The 16,257-nt window shown below is 42.4% G+C and carries 15 protein-coding genes; 14 read left to right on the plus strand and 1 reads right to left on the minus strand.

Annotated features, from left to right (window positions below; translation table 11 throughout):
* The first annotated feature begins 91 nt into the window (after window positions 1-91).
* Window positions 92-508, plus strand: coding sequence for a PH domain-containing protein (locus DV740_RS01395; protein WP_117698484.1), 417 nt, complete (start codon window positions 92-94; stop codon window positions 506-508).
* An 86-nt stretch (window positions 509-594) separates the two neighbouring features.
* Here the strand turns inward: DV740_RS01395 and DV740_RS01400 are convergent, their stop codons facing one another.
* The gene (locus tag DV740_RS01400; RefSeq protein WP_117698485.1) at window positions 595-993 is read right to left on the minus strand and encodes a putative ABC transporter permease; all 399 of its coding nucleotides are present in this window, start codon (window positions 991-993) and stop codon (window positions 595-597) included.
* 474 nt (window positions 994-1,467) lie between these two features.
* Between DV740_RS01400 and DV740_RS01405 the strand changes: the two genes are divergently transcribed.
* From DV740_RS01405 to DV740_RS01470, 13 genes are all read left to right on the plus strand, one after another.
* Window positions 1,468-2,922, plus strand: coding sequence for a UDP-N-acetylmuramoyl-L-alanyl-D-glutamate--2,6-diaminopimelate ligase (locus tag DV740_RS01405; protein ID WP_118087332.1), 1,455 nt, complete (start codon window positions 1,468-1,470; stop codon window positions 2,920-2,922).
* 9 nt (window positions 2,923-2,931) lie between these two features.
* Window positions 2,932-5,157 (plus strand): replication restart helicase PriA, encoded by a 2,226-nt coding sequence (gene priA, locus DV740_RS01410; protein ID WP_118087333.1) that lies wholly within the window; start codon window positions 2,932-2,934, stop codon window positions 5,155-5,157.
* 27 nt (window positions 5,158-5,184) lie between these two features.
* Window positions 5,185-5,655, plus strand: a complete 471-nt coding sequence (gene def, locus DV740_RS01415) for a peptide deformylase (protein ID WP_117698487.1) — start codon at window positions 5,185-5,187, stop codon at window positions 5,653-5,655.
* Between the two features lie 2 nt (window positions 5,656-5,657).
* Window positions 5,658-6,599 (plus strand): methionyl-tRNA formyltransferase, encoded by a 942-nt coding sequence (fmt, locus tag DV740_RS01420; protein ID WP_118087334.1) that lies wholly within the window; start codon window positions 5,658-5,660, stop codon window positions 6,597-6,599.
* 15 nt (window positions 6,600-6,614) lie between these two features.
* Window positions 6,615-7,319 carry a zinc metallopeptidase gene (locus DV740_RS01425; RefSeq protein ID WP_118087335.1) on the plus strand — a complete coding sequence of 235 codons (705 nt, stop codon included), beginning with the start codon at window positions 6,615-6,617 and terminating at the stop codon, window positions 7,317-7,319.
* Complete coding sequence (rsmB, locus tag DV740_RS01430) at window positions 7,312-8,622, plus strand: 16S rRNA (cytosine(967)-C(5))-methyltransferase RsmB (protein WP_118087336.1); 1,311 nt, start codon at window positions 7,312-7,314, stop codon at window positions 8,620-8,622. The genes DV740_RS01425 and rsmB overlap by 8 nt, the downstream gene beginning before the upstream one ends.
* Window positions 8,619-9,656, plus strand: coding sequence for a 23S rRNA (adenine(2503)-C(2))-methyltransferase RlmN (gene rlmN / locus DV740_RS01435; RefSeq protein WP_118087337.1), 1,038 nt, complete (start codon window positions 8,619-8,621; stop codon window positions 9,654-9,656). The genes rsmB and rlmN overlap by 4 nt, the downstream gene beginning before the upstream one ends.
* 10 nt (window positions 9,657-9,666) lie before the next feature.
* Window positions 9,667-10,410: a Stp1/IreP family PP2C-type Ser/Thr phosphatase gene (locus DV740_RS01440; protein WP_118087338.1), complete on the plus strand. Its 744-nt coding sequence runs from the start codon at window positions 9,667-9,669 to the stop codon at window positions 10,408-10,410.
* Window positions 10,404-12,467 carry a Stk1 family PASTA domain-containing Ser/Thr kinase gene (gene pknB / locus DV740_RS01445; protein WP_117698491.1) on the plus strand — a complete coding sequence of 688 codons (2,064 nt, stop codon included), beginning with the start codon at window positions 10,404-10,406 and terminating at the stop codon, window positions 12,465-12,467. The genes DV740_RS01440 and pknB overlap by 7 nt, the downstream gene beginning before the upstream one ends.
* An 8-nt stretch (window positions 12,468-12,475) precedes the next feature.
* Complete coding sequence (rsgA, locus tag DV740_RS01450; protein WP_118087339.1) at window positions 12,476-13,354, plus strand: ribosome small subunit-dependent GTPase A; 879 nt, start codon at window positions 12,476-12,478, stop codon at window positions 13,352-13,354.
* A 100-nt stretch (window positions 13,355-13,454) separates the two neighbouring features.
* The gene (gene rpe, locus DV740_RS01455; protein WP_117698493.1) at window positions 13,455-14,114 is read left to right on the plus strand and encodes a ribulose-phosphate 3-epimerase; all 660 of its coding nucleotides are present in this window, start codon (window positions 13,455-13,457) and stop codon (window positions 14,112-14,114) included.
* Between the two features lies 1 nt (window position 14,115).
* Entirely contained in the window at window positions 14,116-14,763 is a 648-nt protein-coding gene (locus tag DV740_RS01460) for a thiamine diphosphokinase (protein ID WP_118087943.1), read from the plus strand.
* A gap of 445 nt (window positions 14,764-15,208) precedes the next feature.
* Window positions 15,209-16,249, plus strand: coding sequence for an ABC transporter substrate-binding protein (locus tag DV740_RS01470; RefSeq protein ID WP_118087341.1), 1,041 nt, complete (start codon window positions 15,209-15,211; stop codon window positions 16,247-16,249).
* Window positions 16,250-16,257 lie beyond the last annotated feature (8 nt).

A 16,257-nucleotide genomic window follows, 5' to 3' on the forward strand; every position in this document is an offset into this window, starting at 1 on the left:
ATAAAGACGCAATATTCTGAAATTTGAAAAATTTTTCAGTATATGATAAAGTAGGGTATCATAAGGTGATGCAAAGAGAAGGAGAGCAAAAATGATTGAGGAAAGAAACGATATGCAGATGGACTTTGATGAGGATGCCCAGTACACAGAACGCAAGAGAATACTCTTTTTCGGTCTGCCATGGACCTTTACCAAATATATCATCAAACCAAGTGTAATTACAGTAGATGCAGGCTTATTCAAAATTGAAGAAAATGACTGCTATATGTATAAGGTACAGGATGTAAAATTAACGGCAACTTTGCTGGAGCGGATGTTCGGACTTGGAACTGTAATCTGTTATACCGGAGATGTTACTACACCGGAGCTTCGGCTGACACATATCAAACATTCCAGGGAAGTAAAAAATTACATCTTAAAAGCATCCGAAATTGCAAGAATGAAACGCCGTACTTTAAATACGTTAGATATTGGAGCTGGCGCAGATATTGATGATTTAGACTCATAAGCGTAACAGGACATTGCAGGATTCAGGCATCGCACGGACTTAAATAAGAAGTTCCGTGCGATGCTGTTTTATGCAGGAAAGGGGATTTAAGATTTTCTCAGGGGAACAGTGGTAACACGTTCAAATAGGAGACCTGCCATCATCCAGAGAGGCGCATAGTCTAAGCGGATGACACCGTTGATATTGGTTTTGGCATTGCTGTAATCCCATGGACAGATGCCCTTTTTCTTTAAGAAGGTTCCGGTCAGATACTCACAGACAAAGATACCGGCAGAGTAAATGGAACCCCGGAAGATGGCAGGCAGCTTTCGAATGCGTTTATAAACCGGCGGAATAACCGCCGCCATACCATAAATCGGGAACATCCAGATAGAAGTATGTCCCGTCAGTTTAAAATTGTTATTGCGGATAGAATCAAGGGAGGTGAAGATAATTTCCATGCACCAGCCCGTGAGTCCGCATATCATAAAATTATTCTTCATCATAAGAAAAGTATCTCCTTTGAATTTAGAAAAATACTATGAAATTATGAAACAGGGATGGAATGCGGCTGGTAATTTTTGTGTGTAAAATAACTGGGTGTTCACGAAAGGACGAATGTATGATAAGACCTGTTAGAAGCACTTGGAATTCTGTATAAAAACAGGCAACGCTGACACATGGATGTGGCAGCGAAGCGCATATGAACATGGATGTGAATTTGCGCTGGTTGCCGGAACAAATCATAACAATATCAGAATTCTTAGTGCTTCTTGCAGGTCATTATGTTACATTCAGATTTCGTGAACATCCGGTTATTTCGGTTACACAATAAATACATTTGCAGCATCCCCCTGTTTCGTAATTTCATAAAATATCTGTAAGAAATTATGAAATCTTTCATAAATAAAAAGTGGAAAACTTGTAAAAACCCACCTGGTAGCATATAATGATAAAAGTGTATTTTTAAGGATACGTCTATGGCATATCTTAAGGATTTACTAAAGCAGGTTACATATATTTGTACACGGGGAACGATGGATTGTAAGGTGACACATATCTGCCATGATTCCAGACAGGTGGTCAGAGGAAGCATGTTTATCTGCCTTGCGGGAAGCAGAGAAGACGGGCACGATTATCTTGCTCAGGCAATTCGTAAAGGTGCAGCGGTTTGTGTAGTATCAAAGCATGTCTGGGTGGAAGGTGATGTGACAGTCATCCGGGTACGCAATACCAGTGAAGCCATGGCATGGATAGCCAGAAATTATTATGGTGCACCGGCAGAAGCCATGCAGATGATAGGAATTACCGGAACAAAAGGAAAGACCACGACTGCCTGTATGCTGTATCAGATGTTAAAGGAAGCCGGGGTAAAATGCGGACTGATCGGAACTCTTGGCGTACGAAGAAGCGATGGATTAAAAAAGCCAGGCAGCAATACGACACCGGATGCCCTGGTATTACAGAAGGAACTGCGGGAAATGGCGGATGCCGGATGCAGTTGTTGTGTGATGGAAGTATCCTCCCAGGGACTGAAGCATTACCGGGTGGAAGGAATCACCTTTGCCATTGGAATTTATACTAATCTGTCCATGGACCATATCGGACCGGGGGAGCATCGGAGTTTCCGGGAGTATGCCTGCTGTAAAAAACGGCTTTTTGAGCGTAGCCGGATGATTTGTATCAATGCAGATGATAAATATCATGGTTTTATGACAGCGGATCTTTCGGCTCCGGTTTATACTTATGGAATCGAACAACCCTGTGATATAAGAGCAGAGCATATCCTATATGAAAGAAGCAGTCGTGGATTAAATGTCACATATCAGACAACCGGGTGGATAAAGGATGAAATCGTATTAAAAATGCCCGGAACTGCCAATGTATATAATTCCCTTGCTGCCATGGAAGCAGCACATCTCCTTGGAATTTCCCCGGAGACGATAAGGAAAACCTTAAGAAATGTTTCAGTAAAAGGAAGAATTGAAGAAGTAAGAATTTCAGATAAATTTGATGTAGTCATTGATTATGCCCATAATGCGGCAAGTCTGGAATCACTGATAAAGACATTGCGGCAGTATCAGCCCAAGCGTCTGGTATTATTGTTTGGCTGCGGTGGAAACCGTTCTCCGCTGCGGAGGTTTCAGATGGGGGAGACAGCAGGAAGACTTTCGGATGTCACGATATTGACATCGGATAATCCAAGATATGAAAAGCCGGAGGCAATCCTTTCTGACATCGAACAGGGAATGAAGAGAACGAAAGGAAAGTATAAAATTATCCCGGATAGAAGAGAAGCCATTTCTTATGCTGTTTCCCAGGCACAGGAGGGCGATTTGATTGTAGTGGCAGGAAAAGGTCATGAAGAGTATCAGGAGATAGAAGGACATTTTTATCCGATGAACGAACGGGAAATGATAGAGAACAGTAGATGAGGTGAATCTATGGCAAAATATGCCAATATCATAATTGATATTTCTCATGAAAAATTAGATAAAACCTTTCAGTATCGGATTCCCCCGGAAATGAAGGATGAGATAACGGAAGGAATGCAGGTCATTGTTCCCTTTGGAAACCGGACGATAAAGGGCTATGTGTTAGAACTGACAGATAAAGCAGAATTTGACACGGCAAAATTAAAGGACATTAAAGCCGTTGATAACAATGCCATGCAGATTGAATCACAGTTCATTGCCCTGGCAGCGTGGATGCGTAAAAATTATGGCGGAACCATGAACCAGGCATTAAAGACAGTGATTCCGATTAAAGAGAAAGCAAAGGAAAAAAAGAGCCGTCTGGTGCGTCTTGTACTTCCTTTTAACGAGGCGGCAAGCCTTTTGGAAGAACTGAAAAGAAAGCATAGAACTGCCCGGGCAAGACTGTTAGAAGCACTGTTAGAAGAAACTGTCTTAAGTTATGATGTAATAACCAAAAAGCTTCATATTACGGCAGATGTCATCAAAGCAATGGTGCAGCAGGGAGTTATAACGGTAGAAGAAGTGCGGACTTACCGTAATCCTGTCCGTACACAGGAGATGGGAGCCTATACCCTGACCTTAAATGCAATGCAGCAAAAAGTGGTGGATGCAGTGATAGAAAATGCCAGAACAGAAAAGAAGCCGTGCCTCATTCACGGAGTGACCGGAAGCGGTAAGACAGAAGTCTACATGGAACTGATTGCAGAAGCTGCCGGCAGGGGAAAGCAGTCCATCGTATTAATTCCGGAGATTGCACTGACCTATCAGACGGTGATGCGGTTTTACCATAGGTTTGGCGACCGGGTTTCCATTATGAATTCGAAACTGTCACCGGGAGAGCGTTCCGACCAGTTTGAGCGGGCAAAAAAAGGTGAAATTGATGTTATGATTGGCCCTCGTTCTGCTTTGTTCACACCTTTTTCAAATCTTGGGTATATTATAATAGATGAAGAGCATGAGGGCACTTATAAAAGTGAGACGATACCAAGGTATCATGCAAGGGAAACCGCAATAGAGCGGGCGAGAATGTCCGGTGCCACCGTGATTTTAGGCTCGGCGACCCCTTCCATAGAAAGCTTTTATCATGCGAAAAAGGGTGACTATTTACTCCTTTCCATGGATAAGCGGGTGAAGGAAAAGCCACTGCCGGAATGTGAAATTGTGGACTTAAGAGAAGAATTAAAGGCAAGAAACTTTTCGATTTTAAGCAGAAGCCTTCATAAAAAAATAGAGCAGCGGTTATTGCGGAAAGAACAGGTTATGCTATTTATTAACCGCAGGGGAATGGCAGGCTTTGTATCCTGCCGTGCCTGTGGTCATGTAATGAAATGTCCCCACTGTGATGTGTCATTGCATGCACATAATAATGGAAAACTGATATGTCACTATTGTGGTTATGAGCAAAATCATGTTAAGATATGTCCGAGCTGTGGTTCAAAATATATCAGTGGTTTTAAAGCCGGAACCCAGAAAATAGAGGAACTGGTAAAAAAAGAATTTCCTGAGGCAAGGATTCTTCGGATGGATTTTGATACCACAAGAAGCAAAGACAGCTACGAGAAAATTCTCTCCGCATTTGCCAATCAGGAAGCAGATATCCTGATTGGAACCCAGATGATTGTAAAAGGACATGATTTTCCAAATGTAACATTGGTAGGAGTGCTGGCGGCAGATTTGTCGCTGTATGTATCCGATTATCATGCCGCAGAGAGAACTTTTCAGCTTCTGACCCAGGCAGCCGGAAGGGCAGGACGAGGTGAGAAACCGGGAGAGGTTATTATCCAGACTTATAATCCGGAGCACTACAGCGTCATCTGTGCAAAGAATCAGGATTATAACCAGTTCTATGAAGAGGAAATTTTCTACCGGCAGGCAATGCGTTATCCGCCGGTATGGCATATGCTGGTTGTGCTTTGTGCATCAAAAGAAGAAGCAGAAGCCTATGCATGTGCAAAAGAGCTTGCAGATACCATGGAAAAAGTGCAGGCTGATAAAAAGCTTCAGATGATTGGACCAGCAGATGCAGCAGTAGCCAAGGTAAATGACATTTATAAAAAAGTACTTTATTTCAAACACCCGGATTATGGTGTGTTGATTCAGATAAAAGATAAAGTAGAACAGCTTATGGAAGAAAAACAGGGAGTAAGAAACGTATCGGTGCAATTTGATTTTGACCCGGTAAATGGCTTTTAGAGAAAGAAATTTAAGGAGGAAGTAAAAATGGCATTAAGACAGATTCGGACAGTAGGAGATCCGGTATTGACAAAGACCTGTAAAGAAATTAAAGAGATAACACCAAAGATTTTAGAACTGGCAGATGATATGTTAGAAACCATGTATGAAGCCAATGGTGTGGGACTTGCCGCACCGCAGGTTGGAATCTTAAAGAGAATGGTAGTTATTGATATCGGAGATGGCCCGATTCTTATGATTAATCCTGAGATTATTGAGACCTCCGGAACCCAGACAGGGGATGAAGGCTGCTTAAGTCTTCCGGGTAAGGCAGGAACGGTTACAAGACCCAATTATGTAAAAGCCCGTGCATTTAATGAAGATGGTGATGAATATGAGATTGAGGGAACAGAGCTTTTAGCAAGAGCAATCTGTCATGAATTAGACCATCTGGATGGACATATGTATATGGAAAAAGTAGAGGGCGAGCTTCATGATGTAGTCTATGAGGAGGGTTAGAAATGAAAGTAATATTTATGGGAACACCGGATTTTGCGGTGGGTACATTAGAGGCAATTGTGGCAGCAGGTCATGAAGTAGTGCTTGCGGTAACACAGCCGGATAAACCCAAGGGAAGAGGAAAGAGCATGCAGTATCCGCCGGTAAAGGAAGCTGCAATCGCCTATGGAATTGAAGTGTATCAGCCGGAGCGGGTACGCCGTTCAGAATGCATAGAATATCTGGCAAAATATCAGCCGGACATCATTGTGGTAGCAGCCTTTGGACAGATACTTCCAAAAGAAATTTTAGAGATGCCAAAATATGGCTGTATCAATGTCCATGCATCCCTGCTTCCAAAATACCGTGGGGCTGCACCAATCCAGTGGGCAGTAATCAATGGAGAGAAGGCTTCCGGCGTAACGATTATGCGTATGGATGAAGGCCTGGATACCGGAGATATGATAGCATCTGTGGCTGTGGAACTGGATGCACAGGAGACCGGTGGCAGCCTTTTTGATAAATTGCAGGATGCCGGGGCACGATTATGTGTAGAAACCATGAAATCCATTGAAGATGGTACAGCAGTGTATACACCACAGGATAATGAGATTGCAACGCATACCAAAATGATTCAGAAGTCATTGGGAAAGATTAACTGGTCTTTATCTGCAGTGCAGATTGAGAGGCTGATTCGTGGACTGAATCCATGGCCGAGTGCCTATACTTACCTTTCCGGCAAGACATTGAAAATCTGGAAGGCAACGGTACATCCGGGCAATACGGATGCTGCACCGGGAACAGTGGTAAAGGCAGATAAACAGAGCCTTGTCATACAGACAGGCGTTGACCGCCTTTCGCTGGAAGAAGTGCAGTTAGAAGGAAAAAAACGTATGCCGGTTGCTGATTTCTTACGTGGATTTACAATCGGAAACGGAACGGTGCTTGGAACAAAACAGCAATAAAAAGGAGGAATTCATATGCCATATTATTATTGGTGGGACCCGACTTATTTCTTGGTAATTATTGGTGCAGTAATCTGTCTTCTGGCATCTGCCCATGTAAACAATACGTTTAAAAAATATTCAAAATACAGCAGTATGTCCGGAATGACAGGGGCACAGGCGGCACAGAGAATCTTAAATGCAGCAGGCATTTATGATGTGGAAATCCGCCATATTTCCGGAAACCTTACCGACCATTATGACCCGAGAAATAAGACCTTAAGTCTTTCAGACAGTGTCTATGGTTCGACATCTGTTGCAGCGGTTGGTGTAGCAGCCCATGAGTGTGGACATGCTATCCAGCATCAGAAGAATTATGTACCGCTTACCATTCGTGGTGCCATTGTTCCGGTAGCCAATATCGGTTCTACGCTGGCATGGCCGCTGATTCTGATTGGATTATTTATCAGCAGCCGCAGTGGTCAGGCATTGATTACAGCAGGAATCATCTGCTTTTCACTGGCAGTATTATTTCAGATTGTAACACTTCCGGTAGAATTTAATGCATCGAGAAGAGCAGTAAGAATCCTTGGAGAGACAGGAATCTTAGGAGAACAGGAACTGGGCTATACGAGAAAAGTTTTAGGAGCTGCAGCGTTAACTTATGTAGCGGGAGCAGCTTCAGCGATTCTTCAGTTACTGCGTCTGATTTTATTATTTGGAGGACGACGGGATGACTGATTCGGTGAACAGCCGGGAACTGGTGCTTGCAATTTTGCTGGCGGTAACAAAGGATGGCATATACAGTCATGTGGCGATTTCTGATGTACTGACCAAATATCAGTATCTTGAGAAACAGGAGCGCAGCTTTATTACCAGAGTCAGCGAGGGCACATTGGAGCGCATGCTGGAACTTGATTATATTATCAATCAGTTTTCCAGTGTGAAGGTGAATAAAATGAAGCCGGTAATCCGTTGTATTATCCGGAGTGCCGTCTATGAAATGAAATATATGGACAGTGTTCCGGTATCGGCTTCCTGCAACGAAGCAGTAAAGCTTGCAAAGAAAAAAGGCTTTGGAAAGCTTTCCGGATTTGTCAATGGAGTGCTTCGGAATATCGGAAGAAATCTTGATAAGATTGCATACCCGGATAAGAAAAAAGCTTATAAACAGTATTTATCCGTAACCTGTTCCATCCCGGAATGGATGATTACGCTCTGGGAGAAAAATTATTCTCTGGAACGGATTGAAAAGATAGCAGAAGCATTTTTGAAAGAAGAACCACTGACCATAAGATGTAATCTTACGAAGATTACACCAGAAAGCTTGATGAAGCGTTTAAAAAATCGTGGTATGGAAGTGAACATAGATGAAAAACTTCCTTATGCATTGCATGTAAGAGGTGTGGATTATCTTGGCAGCATTCCGGAATTTGCGGAAGGACTTTTTTATGTGCAGGATTTAAGCTCCATGAAGGTGGCTGAGGCGGCAGAGGTAAAAGAAAATGATACCGTCATTGATGTGTGTGGAGCACCCGGTGGAAAGAGTATACATATTGCACAGCTGCTTTCCGGCAGTGGAAGGGTCATCACCAGGGATGTTAGTGAGTATAAGGTCTCTTTGATAGAAGAGAATATCAGACGTCATCAGGTGACCAATATGACAGCCGAGCAGTGGGATGCCCGTGTATCAGATAAAGGCAGTATCGGCAAAGCAGATGTAGTTATTGCCGATTTACCATGTTCCGGACTGGGTGTGCTCCGGAAGAAACCGGATATCAAATACCGGATGCAGCCGGAAGATATCAAGTCACTGATCGTATTACAGCGAGAGATTTTATCCACGGTTCATCAGTATGTGAAGCCGGGTGGCAGAATGATTTACAGTACCTGCACCATTGATGCGGGAGAGAATGAAGAAAATGTTGCGTGGTTTATGGCAAATCATAAAGAATTTGAAGTAGAAAGCATGGAACAGATTCTGCCGGATGAATTAGGCAGTGACGGATTTTTCATTGCCAGATTAAGGAAACAGAATGTATGATAGAAAAAGTTGATGTAAAATCCTTGAATTTAAAAGAATTAGAAGAATTTCTTTTGTCTCTGGGAGAGAAGAAATTCCGGGCAAAGCAGATATATGAATGGATGCACATCCATCATGTCACCTCCTTTGATGAAATGACAAATCTTTCGAAGAATTTAAGGGAGACATTAAAAGAAAAAGCAGACCTTGTGGTATTAGAAGAAGAACTGGTACAGATTTCGAAGATTGACGGAACGAGAAAGTACTTATTTGCATTGGCAGATGGGAATATGATAGAAAGTGTGCTGATGAAATATAAGCATGGCAATTCCGTATGTGTTTCTTCCCAGGTGGGCTGCCGTATGGGCTGCCGGTTCTGTGCATCAACACTGGACGGACTGGTGCGTAATCTGACACCATCGGAAATCTTAGAGCAGATATACCGGATTCAGGAGAGCATCGGAGAACGTATTTCCAATGTGGTAGTCATGGGAAGCGGAGAACCTATGGATAATTATGATAATATTGTAAAATTCATTGAGCTTCTGACGGATGAACATGGACTTCATATCAGCCAGAGAAATCTTACGGTATCGACCTGTGGACTGGTGCCACGGATGAAGCAACTCGCTGATTTGAAGCTTCAGATTACACTGGCACTTTCCCTGCATGCATCCTCACAGGAAAAGAGGAGAGAGCTGATGCCGGTTGCCAACAGTTATGAGCTTTCCGAGGTCTTAGATGCCTGCAGATATTATTTTGACAAGACCGGACGAAGAATCACTTTCGAGTACAGTCTGGTGGGCGGCGTCAATGATACGGATGAGGATGCAGAGCGGCTGGTTAAGCTGGTTTCCGGCATGAACTGCCACATTAATCTGATTCCGGTAAATCCCATTAAAGAGCGGGATTATGTGCAGTCAGACCATGAGGAAATCCTCAAATTTAAAAATAAACTTGAAAAAAACGGAATTAATGTTACTATTAGAAGGGAAATGGGCAGAGATATTGATGGTGCCTGTGGACAGTTAAGAAAGAAATTTTTAGAAAGGTAGGTGGACTATCATGAAGACTTTTTCAATTACAGATATCGGACAAAAGCGCAGCTCCAATCAGGACTATGTCTTTTCCTCTGAGCAGCCGATTGGTAATCTGCCAAATCTTTTCATTGTTGCAGATGGAATGGGAGGACATAAAGCGGGAGATTATGCTTCCAGATATACGGTAGAGACATTGGAGAAGCTGATTCGTGAGTCGACATTGTCAGAGCCGGCTGCAATTATTGAGTCTGCAGTAAAGCAGGCAAATACCATGCTGTTAGAGGAAGCGAATCACCATGAGGAAATGAAGGGAATGGGAACTACTCTGGTAATTTGTACCATTCATGACAACGTGCTTACGGTTGCCAATGTGGGAGACAGCAGACTATATGTAGTAAATCAGGAAATCAGGCAGATTACAAAAGACCATTCGCTAGTGGAAGAAATGGTGCGGATGGGTGAGATGGACAAAGAAACGGCCCGGAATCACCGTGATAAGAATATTATTACAAGGGCAATTGGAGCAGTCCCGGAAGTGGATGTGGATTTCTTTGAGATTAATCTGGATCCGGAAGATGAAATACTTATGTGTACCGATGGATTAACCAACATGGTAGAGGATGCAGATATCAGAAATATCATGCTCAGTCAGCGTGATATTGCAGAACAAGCAGAAAGACTGGTAAAGACTGCCAATGAAAATGGCGGTAAAGATAACATTACAGTAATTGTAATAAAACCATTTTCGGATGAGGTGAAGATATGTTAACAGAGGGAATGTTTATCGCAGAACGTTATGAAATTATTGGGAAAATAGGCGCAGGCGGAATGTCTGATGTTTATAAGGCAAAGGATCATGTCTTAGGACGTTTTGTGGCAATTAAGGTTTTAAAGCAGGAATTCAGTGAAGATGTTAATTTTGTGACAAAGTTCCGTACAGAGGCACAGTCAGCAGCAGGATTAGAGCATCCAAACATCGTAAATATCTATGATGTCGGAAGCGAAAACGGCATGCATTATATTGTCATGGAGTATGTGGATGGAATCACATTAAAGACATATATTGAGAAGAAAGGCAAACTGACTTACAAAGAAGCAGTCAGCATTGCCATTCAGGTAGGCAGAGGTATTGAGGCTGCACACAATAAGAATATCGTGCACCGTGATATCAAGCCGCAGAATATTATTATTTCCACAGAAGGAAAAGTAAAGGTAACCGATTTTGGAATTGCCCGTGCAGCAACTTCCAACACCATTAATTCTGATGTTATGGGTTCCGTACATTATTCTTCTCCGGAGCAGGCAAGAAACGGTTTCGTAGATGGCAAGAGTGATATTTATTCTCTTGGAATTGTCATGTATGAAATGGTAACCGGAAGAGTTCCTTTTGATGGAGATACTACCGTTGCAGTAGCAATCCAGCATTTACAGGAAGAAATGGTTCCACCAACCGCGTATACACCGGACCTTCCAATCAGCTTGGAGAAGATTATTTTAAAATGTACACAGAAGAACCCGGACCGCCGTTATGAGAATATGGGCGAACTGTTGATTGATTTAAAGAAATGTCTGATTAGTCCGAATGAAGATTTTGTTACCATGGTTCCACTTGGCAGCAATGATAAGACAAGAGTCATCGGACAGGATGAATTAGAGCAGATCCGGGAAGGCTCCGGAAAAGTTTCCTATGATGAAGAGGAAGAAGCAGGAGAGGAAGAAGAACCGGATGAGGATGAATTAACAGAGGATGAGGAGAAGGAGAATGGAATTCTCAATCCGAAGATGGAAAAAGCAGTTACTATTATGGGAATTGTCGCTGCAGTTATCATCGTAGGAATCGTCATTTGCCTGGTTGGTAATATCCTTGGAATTTTCCGATTTGGCGGCAACAAGAAAAATGATACCGAGACAGAGATTGCAACAGAAACCGAAACAGACACCGAAGATAAAATCGAAATGATTGATTTGCGTGGTCTTACTTTTGAAGAAGCACAGAATGAAATCAAAGATAAGAAGCTTGATATCAAGTTAGAAGAAGGCGAGGAGATTTCCTCTGATGATTATGAGGAAGGACAGATTGCCGAGCAGAGTGTGAAGAAGGGTGAATCTGTAAAGGCTGGCGATACCGTTACTGTCCGTATCAGCAGCGGAGCAGGAGATGTTCCGATTCCTGACGTAGCCGGTTATAAGTCTTCGGAAGCACAGAAAAAATTAGAGGATATGGGCTTTAAGGTAAGCACGGATTATGATTACAGCGATACCGTACAGCAGGATTATGTTATCAAGACTACACCGGATATCGGAACCAATGCGAAGAAGGGTGATACCATTACCCTGATTTTGAGCCGTGGTATTGAAAGCGTACAGGTACCGGATGTCAGAGGACACTCAGAAACTGATGCGAAAAATGAATTAACCGGTGCAGGCTTAAATGTTACAACCAAGACCGATTACAGTGATGATGTGGCAGAAGGCCTTGTTATCAGTCAGGATCCGGTAAATGGCAAATTTGTTGACCGTGGAACAACCGTTACCCTGACCATCAGTTTAGGCAAGAAGACCACATACTATTCTTATAAGAGTGATACATTAGCAGTACCGCAGGATGGCAAGAATTATACCGGCGGAACCGTTACACTGAAAGGTTCTGATGGAAGTACCCTCTGGACAACAACCTTCGAGGGAACAACACCTGGTTCTGTGAATGTAGATAATATTAAAAATATGAGCAGCGGTACCCTTGAGGTTGACTGGACATATACCAACGAAGATGGTACAACAGGAACCAATGTGGTATCGACCTCTGTAAACTTTACTGAAAAATAAGGATGCACATGCAGGGAAAAATAGTCAAAGGAATTTCCGGATTCTACTACGTTCATGTAGTGGAATCCGGAATTTATGAATGTAAGGCAAAAGGAATATTCCGCCAGCAGAAGATGAAACCGCTGGTGGGAGATGATGTAGAGATTGATATTATTTCAGAAGAAAAGAAGACCGGAAATGTCGCAGCAATTCTTCCTAGAAAAAATGCACTGATTCGTCCGGCAGTTGCCAATGTAGACCAGGCTCTTTTGATTTTTGCGGCGGCAAGTCCCAATCCGAATTTTAATCTTTTAGACCGCTTTCTGGTGATGATGGGACGGCAGGATGTTCCGGTAATCCTTTGTTTTAATAAGTGTGATTTGATTACTGAAGAACAAAAACAGGAGATTGCATCTATTTATGAAGCAAGCGGCTGCAAGATACTCTTTGTCAGTGCAAAAAAGGAACTGGGACTGAAAGAACTTCAGAAAATATTAGAAGGAAAGACTACAACGGTAGCAGGACCTTCCGGAGTGGGAAAATCTTCACTTATTAATCTTTTAGCACCGGAAGCCTGTATGGAAACCGGTGAAATCAGTAAGAAGATAGAGCGCGGCCGGCATACCACAAGACATGCAGAACTGATTCAGCTTAAGGGCGATGGTTATATCATGGATACACCGGGATTTAGTTCTCTTTATCTTCCGGAAATGGAGAAGGAAGAATTGCAGGATTGTTATCCGGAGTTTGCAGCCTTTGAACCGTATTGCAGATTTCAGGGCTGTTCCCATATCAGTGAGCCGGACTGCGGAGTCAAAGAAGCTTTATCAGAAGGAAAGATTCATCCGGTGCGTTATGAGAATTACTGCCAGCTTTATGGAGAATTAAAGGACAGAAAGAAGTATTAAATAATTAGAGTATCGAAAGAGATAGAAAATAGGATATCGAAAATAAAGTACAGCCAAATAAGATACGAAAGAAATATCAGATACAGAAAGGAATCAGACGATGAATTGTTTATCCCCATCTATTTTATCAGCAGATTTTAGTAAATTAGGAGAAGAGATTAAGACGGTAGATGAAGCCGGGGCGCAGTACATTCATATCGATGTAATGGATGGAAGCTTTGTGCCAAGCATTTCTTTTGGAATGCCGGTAATCCGCTCCATTCGAAAATGCACCGATAAAATATTTGATGTTCATCTGATGATTGATGAGCCAATCCGTTATATTGATGAGCTGGTAGACTGTGGAGCCGATTTGATTACGGTGCATGCAGAAAGCTGTAAGCATTTAGACCGGACCATTGAAGCTATTAAGGAACGTGGCATCATTGCAGGAGTAGCATTAAATCCTGCTACACCATTAACTGCCATTGAACATATTTTAGAAAAAGTGGATATGGTATTAATCATGACAGTAAATCCGGGCTTTGGCGGACAGAAGCTGATTCCTTATACTATCGATAAAGTGCGTCAGTTAAAGAAAATGGTGCAGGAGCGTCAGTTAAAGATTGATATTGAAGTAGATGGCGGCGTAAACCTTTCCAATGTTGAAACATTGATGGATGCAGGAGCAAATATTATTGTTGCCGGAAGCGCAGTTTTTGGCGGAGATGCGGAAGAGAACACCAGATGTTTCTTAAATCTCATTAATGGTGGTAAATAAGATGAAAACATTGATTATCAATGGCGGAACCATAGAGGATGCATTTGCATTAAGTTATATAGAGCGGGTAAAACCGGATTGTATCTTAGCAGCAGACCGTGGCATGGAATTCTGTTACCGCAATCAGATAAAACCGGATGTCATATTAGGAGATTATGATTCGGCAGACAAAACCATATTGGAAGCATTTCGACGGCAAAGCGGCATTGAGTGGCACCAGTATCAGCCGGAGAAGGATTATACCGATTCTGAAATTGCCATCGGAAAAGCTATGGAGCGAAACAGCAGCGAAATCCATATATTAGGTGGCACCGGTACAAGGCTTGACCATGTGTTAGGCAATATACAGCTTCTGATGCAGCCGCTGGCAAAAGATATTCCGTGTTTTCTCATAGATTCCCATAACCGGATTCGTCTGTTGAAAGAGCGCGCGGTTCTTCAAAAGAGTCAGCAGTTCGGAAAGTATGTATCCTTACTTCCTCTTACAACAGAAGTAACCGGAGTAACATTGACCGGAATGAAATATCCTCTGCAGGATGCAGCATTTACCAGCGATAATACACTGGGTGTCAGTAATGAAATTGCAGCGGATGAAGCGGTGATAGATTTAAAAAACGGAATATTGATTATGATTGAATCAAGAGACTGATTCTTAAGAGACTGAATTCTGTAAGACGGAAGGAGGTCTCTTTTTTGTTATTAAGCTTCTTCAGGCATGAGAACGAAGGAGTAAATAACTTTTTTTGTTTAGTAGAATAGTGGCACAGTCTGTCCGCCACCAATACATTATAAAGTCTGCTAGGAGCACTTGGAATTTCGTCCGACAACAGGCAACGCTGGCACAGGGAAGTGCCAGCGAGGCGCATTTGAACATGGATGTGAATATACGCCGGTTGCCGGAACTGATGAAAGATGCTATAGAAATTCTTAGTGCTCCGGCAGGCTTTATACCTGTATTGGTGGTGGACAGATTGTGCTGCTATTTTATTAAATGCAAAGAAAGGTATTTTCTATATCTTTTTGCTTGACAAATCAAAAAAATATAGTACAATACAATTCATAGTAAATAAATAGGAAAAGGATGAAAAGAAAAAATGAACAGAAGTGTAAGAACAAAAATAACAGCACTTGGTCTTTGCGTAACATTAATGTTTACAGCACTGACAGGATGTGGAAATAAGGATACAAAGGAGACCTTAAGCACGGAGCAGCAGTCTGTGACAGAGGTAATTGAGAGTACAGAAAATGTGACAGAAGCAGGAAATGATGTGACAGAGGGAGCCAGTGAAGAGAATCCGGTTACTTTTACGGATGCACTGGGAAGAGATGTAACCGTAACTTCCCATGACCGTGTGGCAGCCATGATTGGAAGCTTTGCAGATGTCTGGTTATTATCCGGTGGTGAACTGGTGGCAACAGCCAATGATTCCTGGGAGTCATTAGACCTTGACTTAGGAGATGATGTGGTAAATCTTGGAAGTATTCAGGAGCCAAATACAGAAGCATTACTTGCCACACAGCCGGATCTTGTAATTGCAAGCACCAATACTACTTCTAATGTGGAGATGGAAAATATGCTGACAGAAGCAGGCGTTACAGTAGCATATTTTGATGTATCTGATTTTGACGCATATCTTCAGATGTTAGACATTTGCACAGATATTACCGGAAGAAAAGATTTATATGAGAAAAACGGACTTGAGGTTCAGAAACAGATTGAAGAAATCAAGGCAAGGGTAGATGATTCCCATCCAAGCGTATTATTTTTACGTGCAGCAGCAAGTGGTGTAAAAGCCAAAGGAAGTGAAGGCAGCGTAGGTGGTGAGCTGTTAAAGGATTTGGGATGTGTGAATATTGCAGACAGCGACAGCGGATTATTGGATAATCTGAGCCTTGAAGCAATCGTAACCGCAGATCCGGATTATATTTTCGTGACTACACAGGGAACCGATACAGATGCGGCACTGGAAAATGTGCAGGAAACATTAATTAACAGTCCGGTATGGAGCAGTCTTACTGCAGTGAAAGAGAATCACTATTATGTACTGGATAAACGGCTTTACAACCTGAAACCAAATGCCCGCTGGGGAGAAGCGTATAAAGAACTGGCAGACATTTTATATCAGGAAAACTAAGACGCAGA

The sequence above is a fragment of the Roseburia sp. AF02-12 genome (assembly GCF_003461765.1).
Taxonomy (GTDB): domain Bacteria; phylum Bacillota; class Clostridia; order Lachnospirales; family Lachnospiraceae; genus Roseburia_C; species Roseburia_C amylophila.

Bases quoted from the DNA above. Each gene is read 5' to 3' on its own strand.
- fmt (WP_118087334.1), top strand. From the start codon at position 5,658: ATGAAAGTAATATTTATGGGAACACCGGATTTTGCGGTGGGTACATTA.
- pknB (WP_117698491.1), top strand. From the start codon at position 10,404: ATGTTAACAGAGGGAATGTTTATCGCAGAACGTTATGAAATTATTGGG.
- DV740_RS01425 (WP_118087335.1), top strand. From the start codon at position 6,615: ATGCCATATTATTATTGGTGGGACCCGACTTATTTCTTGGTAATTATT.
- DV740_RS01440 (WP_118087338.1), top strand. From the start codon at position 9,667: ATGAAGACTTTTTCAATTACAGATATCGGACAAAAGCGCAGCTCCAAT.
- DV740_RS01460 (WP_118087943.1), top strand. From the start codon at position 14,116: ATGAAAACATTGATTATCAATGGCGGAACCATAGAGGATGCATTTGCA.
- DV740_RS01395 (WP_117698484.1), top strand. From the start codon at position 92: ATGATTGAGGAAAGAAACGATATGCAGATGGACTTTGATGAGGATGCC.
- rsgA (WP_118087339.1), top strand. From the start codon at position 12,476: ATGCAGGGAAAAATAGTCAAAGGAATTTCCGGATTCTACTACGTTCAT.
- rpe (WP_117698493.1), top strand. From the start codon at position 13,455: ATGAATTGTTTATCCCCATCTATTTTATCAGCAGATTTTAGTAAATTA.
- rlmN (WP_118087337.1), top strand. From the start codon at position 8,619: ATGATAGAAAAAGTTGATGTAAAATCCTTGAATTTAAAAGAATTAGAA.
- priA (WP_118087333.1), top strand. From the start codon at position 2,932: ATGGCAAAATATGCCAATATCATAATTGATATTTCTCATGAAAAATTA.
- DV740_RS01405 (WP_118087332.1), top strand. From the start codon at position 1,468: ATGGCATATCTTAAGGATTTACTAAAGCAGGTTACATATATTTGTACA.
- rsmB (WP_118087336.1), top strand. From the start codon at position 7,312: ATGACTGATTCGGTGAACAGCCGGGAACTGGTGCTTGCAATTTTGCTG.
- DV740_RS01400 (WP_117698485.1), bottom strand. From the start codon at position 993: ATGATGAAGAATAATTTTATGATATGCGGACTCACGGGCTGGTGCATG.
- def (WP_117698487.1), top strand. From the start codon at position 5,185: ATGGCATTAAGACAGATTCGGACAGTAGGAGATCCGGTATTGACAAAG.
- DV740_RS01470 (WP_118087341.1), top strand. From the start codon at position 15,209: ATGAACAGAAGTGTAAGAACAAAAATAACAGCACTTGGTCTTTGCGTA.